The sequence below is a fragment of the Phocaeicola coprophilus DSM 18228 = JCM 13818 genome, assembly GCF_000157915.1.
Taxonomy (GTDB): domain Bacteria; phylum Bacteroidota; class Bacteroidia; order Bacteroidales; family Bacteroidaceae; genus Phocaeicola; species Phocaeicola coprophilus.
In genome coordinates this window covers 66,918-82,563 of sequence record NZ_EQ973646.1, presented here as the reverse complement: position 1 = coordinate 82,563, position 15,646 = coordinate 66,918, and the positions used below count along the sequence as shown (strand labels likewise).

The 15,646-nt window shown below is 47.6% G+C and carries 9 protein-coding genes and 1 pseudogene; all 10 read left to right on the top strand.

Features of this window, described 5'->3' with window-relative positions; translation table 11 throughout:
• The first annotated feature begins 25 nt into the window (after nt 1–25).
• The 10 genes and pseudogenes from BACCOPRO_RS12360 (at nt 26) to BACCOPRO_RS12315 (ending at nt 15,644) form a co-directional block, all read left to right on the top strand.
• Nucleotides 26–3,199, top strand: coding sequence for a SusC/RagA family TonB-linked outer membrane protein (locus tag BACCOPRO_RS12360; RefSeq protein ID WP_040311487.1), 3,174 nt, complete (start codon nt 26–28; stop codon nt 3,197–3,199).
• Nucleotides 3,200–3,221: 22 nt separating this feature from the next.
• A complete protein-coding gene (locus BACCOPRO_RS12355) occupies nt 3,222–4,910 on the top strand; it encodes a RagB/SusD family nutrient uptake outer membrane protein (protein WP_008144144.1) in 1,689 nt (562 codons plus the stop codon).
• Nucleotides 4,911–5,028: 118 nt separating this feature from the next.
• The gene (locus BACCOPRO_RS12350; protein ID WP_008144142.1) at nt 5,029–6,918 is read left to right on the top strand and encodes an alpha-L-fucosidase; all 1,890 of its coding nucleotides are present in this window, start codon (nt 5,029–5,031) and stop codon (nt 6,916–6,918) included.
• A 185-nt stretch (nt 6,919–7,103) separates the two neighbouring features.
• Nucleotides 7,104–7,523: a PaaI family thioesterase gene (locus tag BACCOPRO_RS12345; RefSeq protein ID WP_008144140.1), complete on the top strand. Its 420-nt coding sequence runs from the start codon at nt 7,104–7,106 to the stop codon at nt 7,521–7,523.
• Entirely contained in the window at nt 7,520–8,602 is a 1,083-nt protein-coding gene (locus tag BACCOPRO_RS17865) for an isochorismate synthase (protein ID WP_008144138.1), read from the top strand. The genes BACCOPRO_RS12345 and BACCOPRO_RS17865 overlap by 4 nt, the downstream gene beginning before the upstream one ends.
• A gap of 3 nt (nt 8,603–8,605) precedes the next feature.
• On the top strand, nt 8,606–10,273 hold the full coding sequence (gene menD, locus BACCOPRO_RS17860; RefSeq protein ID WP_008144137.1) for a 2-succinyl-5-enolpyruvyl-6-hydroxy-3-cyclohexene-1-carboxylic-acid synthase: 1,668 nt from the start codon (nt 8,606–8,608) through the stop codon (nt 10,271–10,273).
• A gap of 13 nt (nt 10,274–10,286) precedes the next feature.
• Nucleotides 10,287–11,111: a 1,4-dihydroxy-2-naphthoyl-CoA synthase gene (menB, locus tag BACCOPRO_RS12330; protein WP_008144135.1), complete on the top strand. Its 825-nt coding sequence runs from the start codon at nt 10,287–10,289 to the stop codon at nt 11,109–11,111.
• A gap of 103 nt (nt 11,112–11,214) precedes the next feature.
• Nucleotides 11,215–12,252: pseudogene (locus tag BACCOPRO_RS12325) on the top strand (o-succinylbenzoate synthase); the annotation flags it as partial.
• A gap of 76 nt (nt 12,253–12,328) precedes the next feature.
• Nucleotides 12,329–13,474, top strand: a complete 1,146-nt coding sequence (locus BACCOPRO_RS12320) for an AMP-binding protein (protein WP_008144131.1) — start codon at nt 12,329–12,331, stop codon at nt 13,472–13,474.
• 37 nt (nt 13,475–13,511) lie between these two features.
• Nucleotides 13,512–15,644, top strand: a complete 2,133-nt coding sequence (locus tag BACCOPRO_RS12315; RefSeq protein WP_008144130.1) for a cation:proton antiporter — start codon at nt 13,512–13,514, stop codon at nt 15,642–15,644.
• Nucleotides 15,645–15,646: the final 2 nt, after the last annotated feature.

Sequence of the window (15,646 nt, the reverse complement as noted above, 5' to 3'; positions counted from 1 at the left end):
TTTAATCAACACAAAGCTTAGATCTATGACCAAAGAGCAACTAAAATCAGTCAGTGCGTTGCTGTTCTTGTCTGGTATTTCTACCGGATTCATACAGGCCGCACCACACGTAGATGCCATGGGCGTACAAAGCGTACAACAAAACAACGCATGTACGGGTATCGTAGTAGACCAGAATGGTGAAACGATTATCGGAGCTTCCGTAGTCGTGAAAGGAACAACCAACGGAACTATTACCGGACTTGACGGAGATTTCAGCATCTCCAATGTAAAAAAAGGCGATATCATCAGTATTTCTTATGTTGGATACGCTGCACAAGAAATCGTATGGGATGGTAAACCGCTCAAAATTACCCTGAAAGAAGACACAGAAGTATTGGACGAAGTCGTTGTCGTAGGTTACGCAACCGTAAAGAAAGCCAATTTGACAGGTGCCGTTTCTGCCGTAGACGACAAAGTACTGGCAGACCGTCCTATCGTCAATCTGGGACAGGGTCTTCAGGGAACAATTCCTAACTTGAACATTACGACCAGCGGAAAGCCGGGTGCCGGCTCTTCATTCAACGTCCGTGGTGAAACTTCTATTAACGGAGGTTCTCCTCTGGTATTGGTAGATGGTGTTCAGATGGACCCGAACCTGATCAACCCGCAGGACGTAGCCAGCGTATCTGTATTGAAAGACGCCGCTTCAGCATCTATCTATGGTGCACGTGCAGCTTATGGTGTAATCCTGATCACCACCAAGAGCGGACGCAAGAACGTGCCGACTCAAATCTCTTTCGACGCTTCCGTTTCATTCAACAGCCCGACAACCCGTCCGAGCTACATGAACTCCATGCAGTACGCCAACTGGATGAACGCAGCCGGACAGAATACCAACGGCCGTGACATCTTCAGCCAGGATGAAATGGATCACATCAAGGCTTATTACGAAGACCCGGCCAACAACTCTCCGGTATTCGTAACCAACGACCCGAACAGCTGGCAATACAGTAACTGCCAGGCAGGAAAATATGCTTACTGCGGTAATACGGACTGGATGAAAGAAATGTACAAAAAGAGCTATCCGGTACAGAAATACAACATCAACATCAACGGTGGTAGTGAAAAAGCTACCTACTATACATCAGTAGGTTACACAGACCAGGGCTCACTTTTGCGCTACGGTAACGAAAATTACCGCAAGTTCAACATGGTGAACAATATCAACTATGATATCAATGACTGGCTGCATGTATCTATGAAAACCAGCTTTATCCGTACGGAACTGAATGGTATTCCGCAGGATAATGCACACGGAGAAACCTGGATCGGTAACGATACCCAGCCGCTGATGCCGATTAAGCATCCGGACGGAAACTGGTCAGGACAAGGTAACTATACCAACTTCGCAGCCGTACTGGAAGAAGGTGGTTCACGTAAGACTACCAACAATGACTTCTGGAACACCATGGCCCTGAAGCTGACTCCGGTCAAAGGTATGACCATCAACATGGACTATACCTTCAACTATTACGCTCAGCACATCAAAAATCACCTGAGATCATTCAACGAATACGGTATCGACGGAAAGTTCCTGCAAACCTTCCAATGGACAAACCCGAACTACATCTACGAACACCAGCAGAACGATACTTACAACGCTTTCAACCTGTTTGGTGATTATGAAAAGACTTTGGGCAAACATTACTTCAAGGTTATGCTCGGTTTCAACCAGGAAACCAAACATACACGCGCCTTCTATGCACAGCGCAACAGCCTGATTTCAAACGATCTGCCGTCAATGGATGCTGCAACCGGCGAAAAATATGTGGGTAACTCAGACGACAGCTGGGCTACACGAAGCGGATTCTTCCGTGTCAACTACACATTCGCTGACCGTTATCTGCTGGAAGTTAACGGACGATATGACCTTTCATCCAAGTTCCCGAAGAGCGACCGTTCAGTATTCAGCCCTTCATTCTCTCTGGGATGGAAGCTCTCTGAAGAAAAATGGTTCAAGGAACCGACCAACAGCTTCTTTGATGATTTGAAAATCCGTGCATCATACGGTAGTCTGGCTAACCAGGCACTGGACAACGGATGGTATGCTTACCTGTCAAACTACTCAACCGGAACGATGAGTTACCTGATGGGCGGACAGCAGAACCAGTATGTGTTGCCGGGCGGACTGGTAAGTAACATCGTTACCTGGGAAAAGGTTACTCAATGGGACCTGGGTCTTGACTTCGCTATCCTGAGAAGCCGACTGAGAGGTACCTTCGACTATTACCAGCGTACCACTACCGGTATGTTAGGCCCCGGCCAGCTGTTGCCGAACATTCTGGGGGCAACCGAACCTCAGGAAAATGCAGCTGACATGAGAACCAGCGGTTGGGAATTGGCTTTGACATGGAACGACCAGCTGAGCAACGGCCTGCACTATACCGTAGGATTCAACTTGTCTGATACTCAGGCTAAGATTACAAAATACGACAACCCAACCAAGTCTCTGTCAAGTTCATATTATGAAGGACAGACCATCGGTGAAATCTGGGGTTATGAATCAACTCTGTTCCAGTCTCAGGAAGAAATCGACAACGCTCCCGATCAGTCTAAGGTGGACGGCGCCATCAGCAAAGTTCCTGGTGACATCCGCTTCATGGATATCAACGGCGACGGTGTGGTAGACTATGGTGAAAACACAGTAGACAACCCGGGCGATATGAAGATCATCGGTAACAACCGTGCCCGCTACCGTTATGGATTCAATGTCTCTGCAGACTGGAAAGGCTTTGACCTGGGAATCTTCTTCCAGGGTGTAGGAAAGCGCGATATCATGTTGCCGAATACATTCAGATGGCAATACGGAAGCCAGTGGCAAGTTCCGGTTGCAGCCTCTAACGACTACTGGAGCGAAACCAACACCGATGCATGGCTGCCGGTTGCACGTTTCAATGGAGGTACTGCTCTGGGACAGAACCAGACACGTTACCTGCTTAACGCTGCCTACCTGCGTCTGAAATCTTTGTCATTCGGTTATACATTGCCTGTATCACTGACCAAGCAATGGGGTATCCAAAAATGCCGTCTTTACTTCACCGGTGAAAACCTGCTGACTTTCAAGCATACTCCGGAAGGATTCGATCCTGAATTGGATGACCCGTACCAATATCCGCAGCAAAGATCATTGTCTATAGGTGTTAATGTCGTATTCTAAATCATCACTAGCAAGAACAATTATGAAACTTCAATATTTACTATACATGACTGCAGCCTTGTCACTGACAAGCTGTAACGATGCCTTTCTGGACAGAGAGTCACAAAGCATCAACGACGGAACATTCTGGAACTCCGTCAATGACCTGAGAACATATGCCAACGCCTTCTACGGCATCTTGCCGGGAGGAGTAACCAACCTGGGAGACGAAGACAGCGACAATCAGGTTCCATTCAGCCCCAACTCTTTCCTGTGGGGACAATACACAGTTCCGACTGAAGGAGGAAGCTGGTCAAAGAGCAACTGGCAGAACATCCGTAACCTGAACTATTTCATGACTCACTACCAGCAGGTTCAGGCTTCAGAAGAAGAGATCAATCCATTCGTGGCTGAAATCCGTTTCTTCCGTGCTCTGGAATATTTTGCAAAGATTCAGACCTTCGGTGATGTGCCCTGGCTGGAAAGCGAACTGAATGTGGACAGCGAAGAACTGTACGGTCCTAAAATGGCTAGAAACGAAGTTGCCAAGAAAATCATCGAAGACCTGGAATTCGCAATTACCTGGTTGCCGGAAAAAGGCAGCGAAGAAGACAACCGTCTGAACAAGGATATCGCACGCCACGTCCTGGCACGCGTTTGCCTGAATGAAGGTACTTACTACAAATACCACGATGAACTGGGTTACAGTGCCGACGTACAGGGATTGCTCCAGAAAGCTGCTGACCTGACAGACGAGCTGATCAATTCCAACCATTATGAAATCTATAAGACAGGAAATCCGGGAACAGATTACTACAACCTCTTCGTTATGGAAGACAAGAGTAACCTGAAAGAAGCGATTCTTTATATAGATTACGCATCTGCTCTGCGCGAACACAATGCTACTCACTGGCTGCGTAACGCCAAAAGCGGATGGTCTAAAGACTTTGCCGACTGCTTCCTGTATACAGACGGTAAACCGGCATCAGCCACTTCAAAAGCTCACGTACAGAACCGTACCATGGCAGAAGAAGCACAGGATCGTGACTTGCGTTTCAAACAGCTGATTCTGACAAGCGAAGATCCTTACACGATGACTTCAAACGGCAGCATAACCTATATCACCAACGATGCAGACTTTGTAAGTGCTGACTGTCCGACCGGATACTGGGTTCGCAAATATTTTGATCCGGATCCTTCACAGGATATCGAAGCTAAATGTACGATTGACGGTATTGCTTACCGCTATGCTGAAACATTGCTGATCAATGCGGAAGCAAAAGCCGAGCTGGGAACAATCACTCAGGCAGACCTGGATAAAACCATCAATCAATTGCGTGACCGTGTTGCTATGCCGCACCTGACAATGGAAGTAGGTTTCACCGACGCCAACTGGCCTGACTGGGGATACAGTGTGACTCCGCTGTTGCAGGAAATCCGTCGTGAACGCCGTATCGAGCTGGCTGGAGAAGGATTCCGTTTCGGTGACCTGAAACGCTGGAAAGCCGGAAAACTGCTGAACAACGTACAGACTTACGTCGGAAAATATGTTCAGGGTGAAGACGGAGAATTCCATCAGACTATCATCTATACCAACTATACGAACCCGGACTGCTCATACGAAGCAGGAAAGAGCCGTACATGGAACGACAAGATGTATCTGTATCCGATACCGACCGGAGAATTACAGCGTAACCCGAACCTGTTGCCTCAAAACCCGGGATGGGAATAATTGATAGATCCTTTTAACTAACGAAAGAGTTCCCTGTTTCCGTCAAGTTCTTTTGATAGGAGAAACAAGGGAACTCTTTTTTTTCTATATTTGCAAAAATAATTCTAATCTATTTATCATGAAACTATCGAAACTAATCCCCTTGTGCGCTGTTGCATCTGCATTCTGCGCATGTTCTTCCCCACAAGTCAAAGCACCGGAAGCTATCCTTCCTATACCTGAACAAAAGCAGGTTGACTGGCAGAAAATGGAAACTTACGCTTTCATCCATTTCGGTTTGAACACATTCAATGACCGGGAATGGGGATATGGCGATACCGATCCCAAGATCTTCAATCCGGCCCGACTGGATTGTGAGCAGTGGGCACAGACATTGGTTAAAGCCGGAATGAAAGGAGTTATCCTGACAGCCAAGCACCATGACGGATTCTGTCTCTGGCCGTTCGAAGGAACTGACTACAACATCAGCCATACTCCTTATAAAGATGGTAAAGGAGATATCGTACGTGAACTGGCTGATGCCTGCAAGAAATATGGTCTGAAATTTGCCGTATATCTTTCACCATGGGATCGCCATCAGGCCAATTACGGAACTCCGGAATATCTGGATTACTTCTATGCACAGTTACGGGAGCTGCTGACCAATTACGGAGAAGTTTTCGAAGTATGGTTCGACGGAGCCAATGGTGGTGACGGCTGGTACGGAGGAGCAAAGGATGTCCGTACAATCGACCGCAAGAACTATTATAATTATCCGCGCATCTACGAAATCCTGGACAGCATTCAGCCGCAGGCTGTCATCTTCTCCGACGGAGGACCGGGCTGCCGCTGGGTAGGAAACGAAAGAGGATTTGCAGGAGCAACCAACTGGTCATTCCTGCGCAAAGGAGAAGTATATCCCGGATATCCCAAACATTATGAACTGCAATACGGACATGCAGACGGCAACCAGTGGGTTCCTGCCGAATGTGACGTATCCATTCGTCCGGGATGGTTCTATCATCCGGAAGAAGACGATCGCGTGAAAACTCCTGAACAGCTCGTTGATCTGTATTACCGGAGTGTGGGTCATAACGGAACTCTTCTGCTGAACTTCCCGGTTGACCGTAACGGATTGATCAACCCGATTGACTCAGCAAATGCTGTAAAATATTATCAGATCATCCAGCAGGAACTGAAGAATAATCTGGTAGCCGGAATGAAAGCGAAAGTCAGCAACGAACGTGGAGGAGCCTATGTAGCCTCAGCCATGACAGATGAAGATTACGACACATACTGGGCTACGGAAGACAGTGTAAAGACCGGTGACATCGAATTCAGTTTCAGCAGTCCTCAGCGTATGAACCGTATGATGCTTCAGGAATACATTCCATTGGGCCAGCGTGTAAAAGCATTCACCGTAGAATACAAGGATAAAGATGGTAAATGGCTTCCTGTACGCCTGAATGAAGAAACAACAACCATCGGCTACAAGCGACTGCTCCGCTTTGAAACCGTTGTTTCCGACGGTATCCGTATCCGGATTACCGATGCCCGCGGACCTTTGTGTATCAACAACATCGGTATTTATGATGCAGGACAGAATGCAGACATTTCTTATGACGTTCCGACTGAAAAGATCGAAAGTCTGCCCTTTACACTGACAGGTGTGGCTGAAGATGATGCAAAATTGGCTGTGGACCGCAATAATCAGACTACTTGCTTTGTAAACGGCAATCAGCTGATCATCGATTTGGGTGAAGAAAAAATGATTTCATCTTTCCACTTCCTCCCGGATCAGAGCGAACCGAACAAAGGACTGATTTCAAATTACGAATTGGCAGTAGGTAATACAGCCGACCAGATCAATAAAGTGGTAAAAGCAGGAGAATTCTCCAACATCCGCAACAATCCGGTTCTGCAGTCGGTATATTTCACTCCGACCATTACCCGCTACATCAGTCTGAAAGCAACCCGTATGGTAAACGATGGCGAACCGATGGGATTTGCTGAAATTGCTGTCAAATAACAAACTGACTGAATTTATCAGGTAACCTCTTATACAGACCTGACAACCTCCGGTTGTTTTCTTCCTGCTTCGACAAGGAAAGAAACCGGTGAGGTTGTCAGGTCTGTTCGCTTGAATATTCCCTGCTTTCTGACCGATTTCGGCTAAAAATATGTACATTTGCAGAAATAATCAAACTCAAAAATATGCAGACAAGCGAAAATACCAACTTCCAGTTGCCTGATCTGAAAAACTCGATGGGAGAAAATCTCGGTATCGAGTTTCAGTCCATCCAGTCGGGACTGGTCGAAGCTACAATGCCCGTAGATCACCGGACGTGTCAGCCTTTTGGCATTCTGAACGGAGGAGCTTCTCTGGCTTTGGCCGAAATTATGGCGGGACATGGTTCCGTGCCCCTTTGTGGCCCTGACCAGATGCCATGCGGCATACAAGTCAGTGCCAGTCATGTCAGCATGATGCCTGTGGGTACATTCGTAAAGGCCACCGCCAGACTGATCCAGCGCGGAGCTACCCTGCACGTATGGAACGTAGACATCACTTCGCCGAGCGGAAAGCTCATTTCAACTGCACGAGTCGTCAATCTCATCGTAAAGAAAAGACAATGAACAAACCAGCAACAGCCTTATACCGTCTGCCATATACTGACAGTCCCATTCTTATTGCCCAACTACAGGGTGAACCGCAGATTCTGACTTCCTTACAAGAGCTTAATGGAAGAAAAGGATTTGTGATCGCTCCCTTTCGTCTGACTTCTTCAACTCCGGCTGTTCTGATCCGTCCCGATCTTATTGCTAAAGGATGGGATCAGATCCATGAAGTACTGCAATGTCATCCCGAGTTGAAACCAGGCATCATTTCCTGTGGCAATGAATCTGTTGAATCATCTGAACCAATTCTCAAAAAAGCATACGAAGAAGCTTTCGGACGCTTCATCACTCCTTTGCGTCAGGGACAATTCCGTAAACTTGTCCTTTCGCGCTCTGCGACTTATCCGCTCCCTCGGGATTTTTCTGTCATGGATGCTTTCATCCGTGCCTGCAAGGAATATCCGCGCATGATGATATCTCTCCATAGCACTCCCTTCACTGGTACATGGATGGGAAGCACTCCGGAAATTATTCTCAGTGGAAACGGACGCCAATGGCATACCGTAGCACTGGCGGGAACAGTACCACTTATTGAAGGAGAAGAGAATGTGACATGGAGTGAAAAGAACCGGAAAGAACAGGCTCTCGTAACAGAATACATCCGGGAAGTGATTTCCAGATTCGGTACACAATCCGAAGAACAGGGTCCTTATACTGCCCGTGCCGGACGCCTGCTGCACCTTAAGACGGATTTCAAATTCCAAATTGACAATCCAGAAAATATAGGAAACCTGCTTGAGGCCCTTCATCCGACTCCGGCCGTGTGCGGACTGCCCAAGCAAGAAGCATACGATTTTATCACTGCCAACGAAGGCTACGACCGCAGCTATTATGCCGGAGTGATCGGCTGGACAGATCCCGACGGAGATACGAACCTGTTCGTGAATCTCCGCTGCATGCAGCTTACTCCCCATTCTGCAGTTCTTTATGCCGGCGGAGGACTTCTTCCTTCTTCCGATCCGGAGCTGGAATGGAACGAGACTTTACACAAGATGGCTACCATCAAAAATACCCTTACCCCAAACCCTAGAAAATAGATTATGTATACAGACAAACAAAACATTCTTCAGCTGGTCACTCTTTTACGGGAACACGGCATACATAAAGTGGTAGTCTGTCCCGGAAGCCGGAACATTCCTATCGTACAGACACTGGCCAATATGCCTGAAATCACCTGTTATCCCATTACAGACGAACGCAGTGCCGGATTTTTCGCCATGGGACTTTCTCTTCACGGAGGAGCACCTGCTGCTGTATGCTGTACTTCGGGAACAGCTCTGCTCAATCTCCATCCAGCTGTAGCCGAAGCATTCTATCAACAAGTGCCGCTTGTGATTATCTCAGCAGACAGACCACGGGCCTGGATTGGACAAATGGACGGACAGACTCTTCCCCAGCCCGGTGTGTTCGGTTCACTCGTAAAAAAATCGGTAGATCTTCCTGAAATAGCCACTCCTGAAGACGAATGGTTCTGCAATCGCCTGATCAACGAAGCCCTGCTCGAACTCAATCATCATGGCAAAGGTCCGGTGCATATCAATGTTCCCGTCAGTGAACCTTTCTTCAAACTTCCCGTCAACGAGCTGCCGGCTGTCCGGAAAATCGTACGCTATTGCGGACTCAATCCCTATGACAAAGATTATTCTCCATTAATAGAACGCCTCAATCGCTATCGTCGCCGTATGGCCGTAGCCGGACAGATGAATCTCATCTATCTCTTTGACCGTACGTGTGCCCGGATACTTTCCCGGCACTTCGTCTGGTTCTGCGAACATACAGCCAACCGGACTCTGCCCGGATGGGCGATACGGAACATTGATCCTTTGCTCTGCACCATGGACAATAAGGCACAGGAAGATATGAAACCGGAATTACTCATCACCTATGGCGGACATATCATTTCCAAGCGACTGAAGAATTTCCTGCGCCGCCATCCGCCGGTAGAACACTGGCATATCAGCCCCGACGGAAGTGTAGCCGACCTTTTCGGATCACTTACCACTGTCATTGAAATGGACCCCTTTGAATTCTGGGAAAAGATCGCTCCCCAGATGGAAGGAAGCGCCCCCGAATATCCGCGTAGTTGGGAAACACGCTCCAAAGCTGTTCCTTCGGCAAGTTTTGCCTACTCCGAACAAGGAGCCATAGGATGCCTGCTGGAGCATCTGCCAACTCCATGTACCCTTCACCTGGCCAACAGTTCGGCTGTAAGATATGCCCAGCTTTTTAAATTACCGGAAAATGTTGAAGTACTGGCCAACCGGGGTACCAACGGAATTGAAGGATCCATGTCTACTGCTTTGGGGTATGCTGCCGCGTCGCCCCAGCTGAATTTCCTGATCATCGGTGATCTTAGTTTCTTCTATGACATGAATGCCTTATGGAATGTAAATTATGGAAGCAATATCCGCATTCTGTTGCTCAATAACAGTGGAGGAGAGATCTTCCATGCCTTGCCGGGACTGGAACTGCAAGGAGATGCCAAACGTTACGTCACAGCTACTCATACGACTACGGCCAAAGCCTGGGCAGAAGACCGGGGATTCGACTATACGGCAGTTCATAATGAGGCGGAACTTCAGGAGGCTATCCCTGCTTTTGTTGCTCCTTCTCTGTCGGCACACCCCCAATTAATGGAAGTATTTACAGACAAGGACAGTGACGTAGAACTTCTCAAGACTTATTATCATAATCTCAAACAACTCTAAAAACGAACTCAATATGACCACAGAAAGACAATGGAAACCGATCCGTACCTATCAGGACATCCTCTTTGATTTTTATGAAGGAATTGCCCGTATCACGATCAACCGTCCCCGTTATCGCAACGCCTTCACCCCTCTCACTGCACAGGAAATCAGCAACGCGCTGCTAGTGTGTCGGGAAACTCCCGAAATCCGTGTAGTAGTTCTCACAGGAGCCGGTGACAAAGCCTTTTGTTCCGGAGGTGACATGCACGTAAAAGGACGCGGTGGATATGTCGGAGGTGACGGAGTTCCCCGACTCAACATTCTTGACGTGCAGAAACAGATACGCTCCCTGCCCAAACCTGTCATCGCTATGGTCAACGGATATGCCATCGGAGGAGGACACGTACTCCACGTGGTATGCGATCTTAGCATTGCTTCCGAAAACGCAATTTTCGGACAAACAGGTCCCCGTGTCGGAAGTTTCGATGCCGGATTCGGATCCTCTTACCTGGCACGTATCGTCGGACAGAAGAAAGCCCGCGAAATCTGGTTCCTCTGCCGGCAGTATTCCGCACAGGAAGCTCTTGATATGGGACTGGTCAATAAAGTAGTTCCTGCTGATCGCCTTGAAGACGAAGTTGTAGAATGGGCTAAAACCATGATGCAGCACAGCCCGCTGGCCCTGCGTATGATTAAAGCCGGACTTAATGCCGAGCTTGACGGTCAGGCTGGTATCCAGGAACTGGCTGGCGATGCTACCATGCTTTATTATATGACTGACGAAGCACAGGAAGGCGGAAAAGCTTTCCTTGAAAAACGGAAACCCGAATGGGATAAATTCCCGTTCCTTCCTTAAAGACTCAGGAGGACAGCCTGGAGAATATTGAAAAAATGTCAAGGAATTTTTCAATATTCTCTAAGGATTCCCCTCCGAACTATTCATTATAAATCATTCAAATATGAACCCTCTGAACATACGTATCATTCCACGAACTCTACATTTCCGACAGCCTGCAGGAACTTCACGCGGAGTGTATACAACCCGTAATGTCTGGTATATCCTAATACGTGACAATACCACCGGACGTATAGGACTGGGGGAATGTGCTCCCTTACCGGACCTGAGCTGTGACGCCTTACCTGATTATACAGAACGTCTGATCCAATTTTGTCAGGAGGTAGAGCATAGCGGTAAACTCTGCAGGAATGATTTTCTGCCTTATCCGTCCATGCTCTTTGGTCTGGAAACAGCTCTTCGGCACCTTCAAACAGGTACAATCCGTCTATGGGATTCAACCTTTTCCCGCGGTGAAGAAGGTATTCCCATCAATGGTCTTGTCTGGATGGGTACCTTTGAAGAAATGAAACAACGTATCCATGAAAAAATCACACAAGGATTCCGTTGCATCAAACTCAAGATCGGAGCCATCGACTTCAATCGCGAACTGGAATTATTGGCTCGCATCCGTAATCATTTCCCAGCAGAACAGATCGAACTGCGTGTAGATGCCAACGGAGCGTTTACTCCCGGCGAAGCACCACACAAACTGGAACTCTTATCGCAAATGGATCTGCACTCGATTGAACAGCCTATACGGGCAGGACAATGGCAAGAGATGGCACAACTCTGTAATGAATCTCCTATTCCTATTGCTCTCGATGAGGAACTGATCGGAATTAACCGTCGTGAGGATAAAATAGCTTTGCTTGATACGATTCATCCCCGCTACATTATTCTCAAACCTTCACTGCACGGAGGTATTTCCGGTTCCGAAGAATGGATAGCCTTAGCCGAAGAACGGGGTATCGGATGGTGGATCACTTCTGCTCTTGAATCCAACATCGGACTCAACGCAATAGCCCAATGGTGTGCGACCCTCCATACAAAGCTTCCCCAAGGGTTAGGAACGGGATTACTCTTTACTGACAATGCCCCTAGCCCGCTCTGTATTGAAGGAGACTGCCTGTGGTTCCGCTCTGAAGAACCTGAACCGAACTTCACCTGTTTACCGGGAACGGACAATGGGACTTCATGTGAAACTCTTTCTGAAATCATCAATTCGTTAACACACCATGACTAAGATACAGACAGATATTTCCCGTCAGGAAATCCATATTGAAGGAATCACTTTTACTGCCGCTGATGCAAGGCTGGCATCAGACGGCGGTCCCAGCCGACTACAACATTTATTCAGCGAGGACAAAAGTGGATTCAAATCTTCTCTGGCTGACTTTCTCGCTGAGTGGTTCAACGAAACGGACACAGTGAAAGTTCATACTTCAGGTTCTACCGGCACACCGAAAGAATTATGGGTGGAGAAACGACGCATGATGGAAAGCGCACGCCTTACCGTTAACTTTCTGGATTTGCAACCCAAAGATACAGCATTGCTCTGCATGCCCTTGCAATACATTGCCGGAAAGATGGTTGTAGTCCGTTCTCTCGTTGCAGACCTGAATCTCCTGCCCGTTGCTCCCTGCAGCCGCCCGCTCCAGTATCTGGAAACAGCTCCGGATTTCGCCGCAATGGTTCCCCTGCAGGTTTATACTTCCATTCAGAACCCACGTGACAAAGAGTTATTGCGACAGACACGTCATCTTATTATAGGAGGAGGGGCCATAGACCGGACATTAGGAGAAGAGCTGCGTGATTTTCCTCATGCTGTATGGAGTACGTATGGTATGACTGAAACACTTTCCCACATAGCCTTGCGCCGCCTGAACGGACCTGAAGCGACCGATTGGTATACACCTTTCAACGATGTACAAATCAGTCTTTCACCTGAAGGAACTCTGACGATCGATGCCCCGCAGGTTTGTCCGCTTTCCCTGGTTACCAATGACCTTGCTGAATTTAATGACCGGGGACAATTCCGTATCTTGGGACGTAGGGACAATACCATCAACACAGGTGGAGTAAAAGTACAGACTGAGGAAATTGAAGCACAGCTGAAACCGCTGACTGAACTGCCTTTCGCGATTACCTCTGTACCTGATCCCAAACTGGGAGAACGTATCGTCATACTGATTCAAACATCAGGCGGGCAGCAACTCCAGCCAGAAGAGTTCGCTCAGTTAACAGAAGCCATAAGCCATTTGCCCCGATATTGGCAACCGCGTCAGGTTATTCCTGTCCCGGAACTCCCGCTAACGGGTACCGGCAAACCAGACCGTGCCGAAGCCAAACGCATTGCCCGTAACTGGTCTGGCGAAAAATAATTAATTGTTTCCGATTAACCATTTAATTCAATTTGCTATGGAAGAATTTACACTACTCACCCCACTGCTACTGGGAATTGGCGGATTAATCATTGGAGCCGTTTTAAAATCGGCCCTCAAACACAGCCGCTTTCCCTATACCGTGGGATTATTCATCATCGGTTTAGTTGTGGGCCTCATCAATCGCACAGGCGGATTCAGCTTTTCTCCTCACCTGACAGAAGCTGTCAATACGGTAACGGATATCAATCCAGACTTTATCCTTTACGTATTTCTGCCTGTACTGATTTTTGATGCAGCCTATGAACTCAACCTTCACATCTTTCGCAAAACCCTTGCCAACGCAGCCTTGCTGGCTGTTCCCGGACTGATCATTTGCATGTTACTTACCGGAGCGTTCATTGTAGGGATGGGACAGGTCATTCCCGGGCTTGAAGAATGGAACTGGACCTTCGCTCTTATGTTCGGAGCATTGATCAGTGCAACAGACCCGGTAGCTGTCGTAGCTCTGCTACACGAACTGAAAACCAGCAAACGCTTCTCAACCCTCGTTGATGCCGAATCCCTGCTCAATGATGGTACAGGTATCGTCTGCTTTATGCTCTTCTTCGGAACATTCACTGCAAGCGGTGCACATACAGCTTCTCCATTTGCTGAATTTATACAAGTAGTAGTCGGAAGCACATTGCTGGGCTTTCTTATGGCCCGAGCCGTTATCTGGTTCATAACCCGTATCAATTCCGAAGAAATGATTCAAAACAGTGCCATTATTTTATCAGCCTATCTCACATTTATCCTATCACAGTATACTTTGGAGATCTCGGGTGTCATTGCACTTGTTGCCTTCGGACTGACCGTTACCTATACCGGAAAGCCTCGCTTCAAACCTCAGGTAAATGCTTTCATGGAACGTTTCTGGGAGCTTATGACCTATATGGCCAATACACTAATCTTCCTGATTGTAGGAGTTGTCATTGCAGGAAAAGTTGATTTCACCTGGCAGCAACTTGGAATTCTGATTCTGATCTACATCGCACTCAACCTTTTCCGTCTGCTGATGATTATGGTCCTTTATCCGCTGATGAAACGAATGGGATACGGACTGTCACGCCGTGAGTCAGTTATCCTCACCTGGGGAGGCCTTCGGGGAGCTTTAGGTATGACTCTTGCCCTCATGGTTTCCTATACTCCCGGCATTCCGGAAGAGATACGCAGCCAGATTCTTTTCTTCACGGCAGGTATCGTTACTCTCACACTCAGTATTAATGCTACCACCATGCGCTGGCTGCTTAATCGTTTGGGCCTCATCCATGTGCCATCAGCCCGTACACTGCTTGACTATAAGATACAAAATCACATCCATGAAGAATCTGAAAAATACTTCAGCCGCCTCAAGGAAAGGGAAGCGCTTGCCGGAGCAGACTGGAACAAGGTTGAAAAATACATGAACACAGTTCCTCCTGAACCCACACGTACTCCCCGGCCTAATGCTTTCCTGACAGAAATACGACTTAGAGTACTTGACCGTGAAAAATCATGCTGCCGCGAAATTTTCGATACAGGAATTATTACGCAGACCGTTTTCCGGCGGCTCATGAACTCCTTGGATGAACTTTATGACCACGACGGTAACTATCCGCTGAGCCGTCGTGACTCCATTTTCAGTTTCTGCCGCCGTACTCATATTTTATACAGCATGCAGAAAATAACTCCTATCCGGCAATGGGTAAGCTTCTACTTTCGTGAACGTATCATGATCATCCATGATTTGGGACGAGGCTTTATCATCCTGCAAAAGGAAGATTTGAAACTTTTGGATGAATTAAGTCATTCCGATCTTCTGACAAACGAACAGAAAACAGGCCTGGAAACACTGAAAGAAGAGGTACGTCTAAACATTACAACAATGAATACCCTTATTCAGAAACTGGCAACCGATTTTCCGGGTGCATACCGCCATGCTCTCACGCACAAAGCTATCCGTATGCTATTGAGCAATGAGAAACGTACAATCCGGCAGATGCAGGGAGGTGGTGTCGTTTCTGAAAAAGATGCTGAGCCATTGCTGAACAACGTGGACGAACGCTCGGATAAAGTAAATTCCTTCAGCCATACAATTCCGGCTTCTATCCTCCGATGGATGTTTTTTCCAAAAAGGAAACATTTCTAAAC

Excerpts from the sequence above, each read along its gene's own strand:
- menD (WP_008144137.1), top strand. The coding sequence starts at position 8,606 with ATGTATACAGACAAACAAAACATTCTTCAGCTGGTCACTCTTTTACGG.
- BACCOPRO_RS12345 (WP_008144140.1), top strand. The coding sequence starts at position 7,104 with ATGCAGACAAGCGAAAATACCAACTTCCAGTTGCCTGATCTGAAAAAC.
- BACCOPRO_RS12355 (WP_008144144.1), top strand. The coding sequence starts at position 3,222 with ATGAAACTTCAATATTTACTATACATGACTGCAGCCTTGTCACTGACA.
- menB (WP_008144135.1), top strand. The coding sequence starts at position 10,287 with ATGACCACAGAAAGACAATGGAAACCGATCCGTACCTATCAGGACATC.
- BACCOPRO_RS12360 (WP_040311487.1), top strand. The coding sequence starts at position 26 with ATGACCAAAGAGCAACTAAAATCAGTCAGTGCGTTGCTGTTCTTGTCT.
- BACCOPRO_RS12320 (WP_008144131.1), top strand. The coding sequence starts at position 12,329 with ATGACTAAGATACAGACAGATATTTCCCGTCAGGAAATCCATATTGAA.
- BACCOPRO_RS12315 (WP_008144130.1), top strand. The coding sequence starts at position 13,512 with ATGGAAGAATTTACACTACTCACCCCACTGCTACTGGGAATTGGCGGA.
- BACCOPRO_RS17865 (WP_008144138.1), top strand. The coding sequence starts at position 7,520 with ATGAACAAACCAGCAACAGCCTTATACCGTCTGCCATATACTGACAGT.
- BACCOPRO_RS12350 (WP_008144142.1), top strand. The coding sequence starts at position 5,029 with ATGAAACTATCGAAACTAATCCCCTTGTGCGCTGTTGCATCTGCATTC.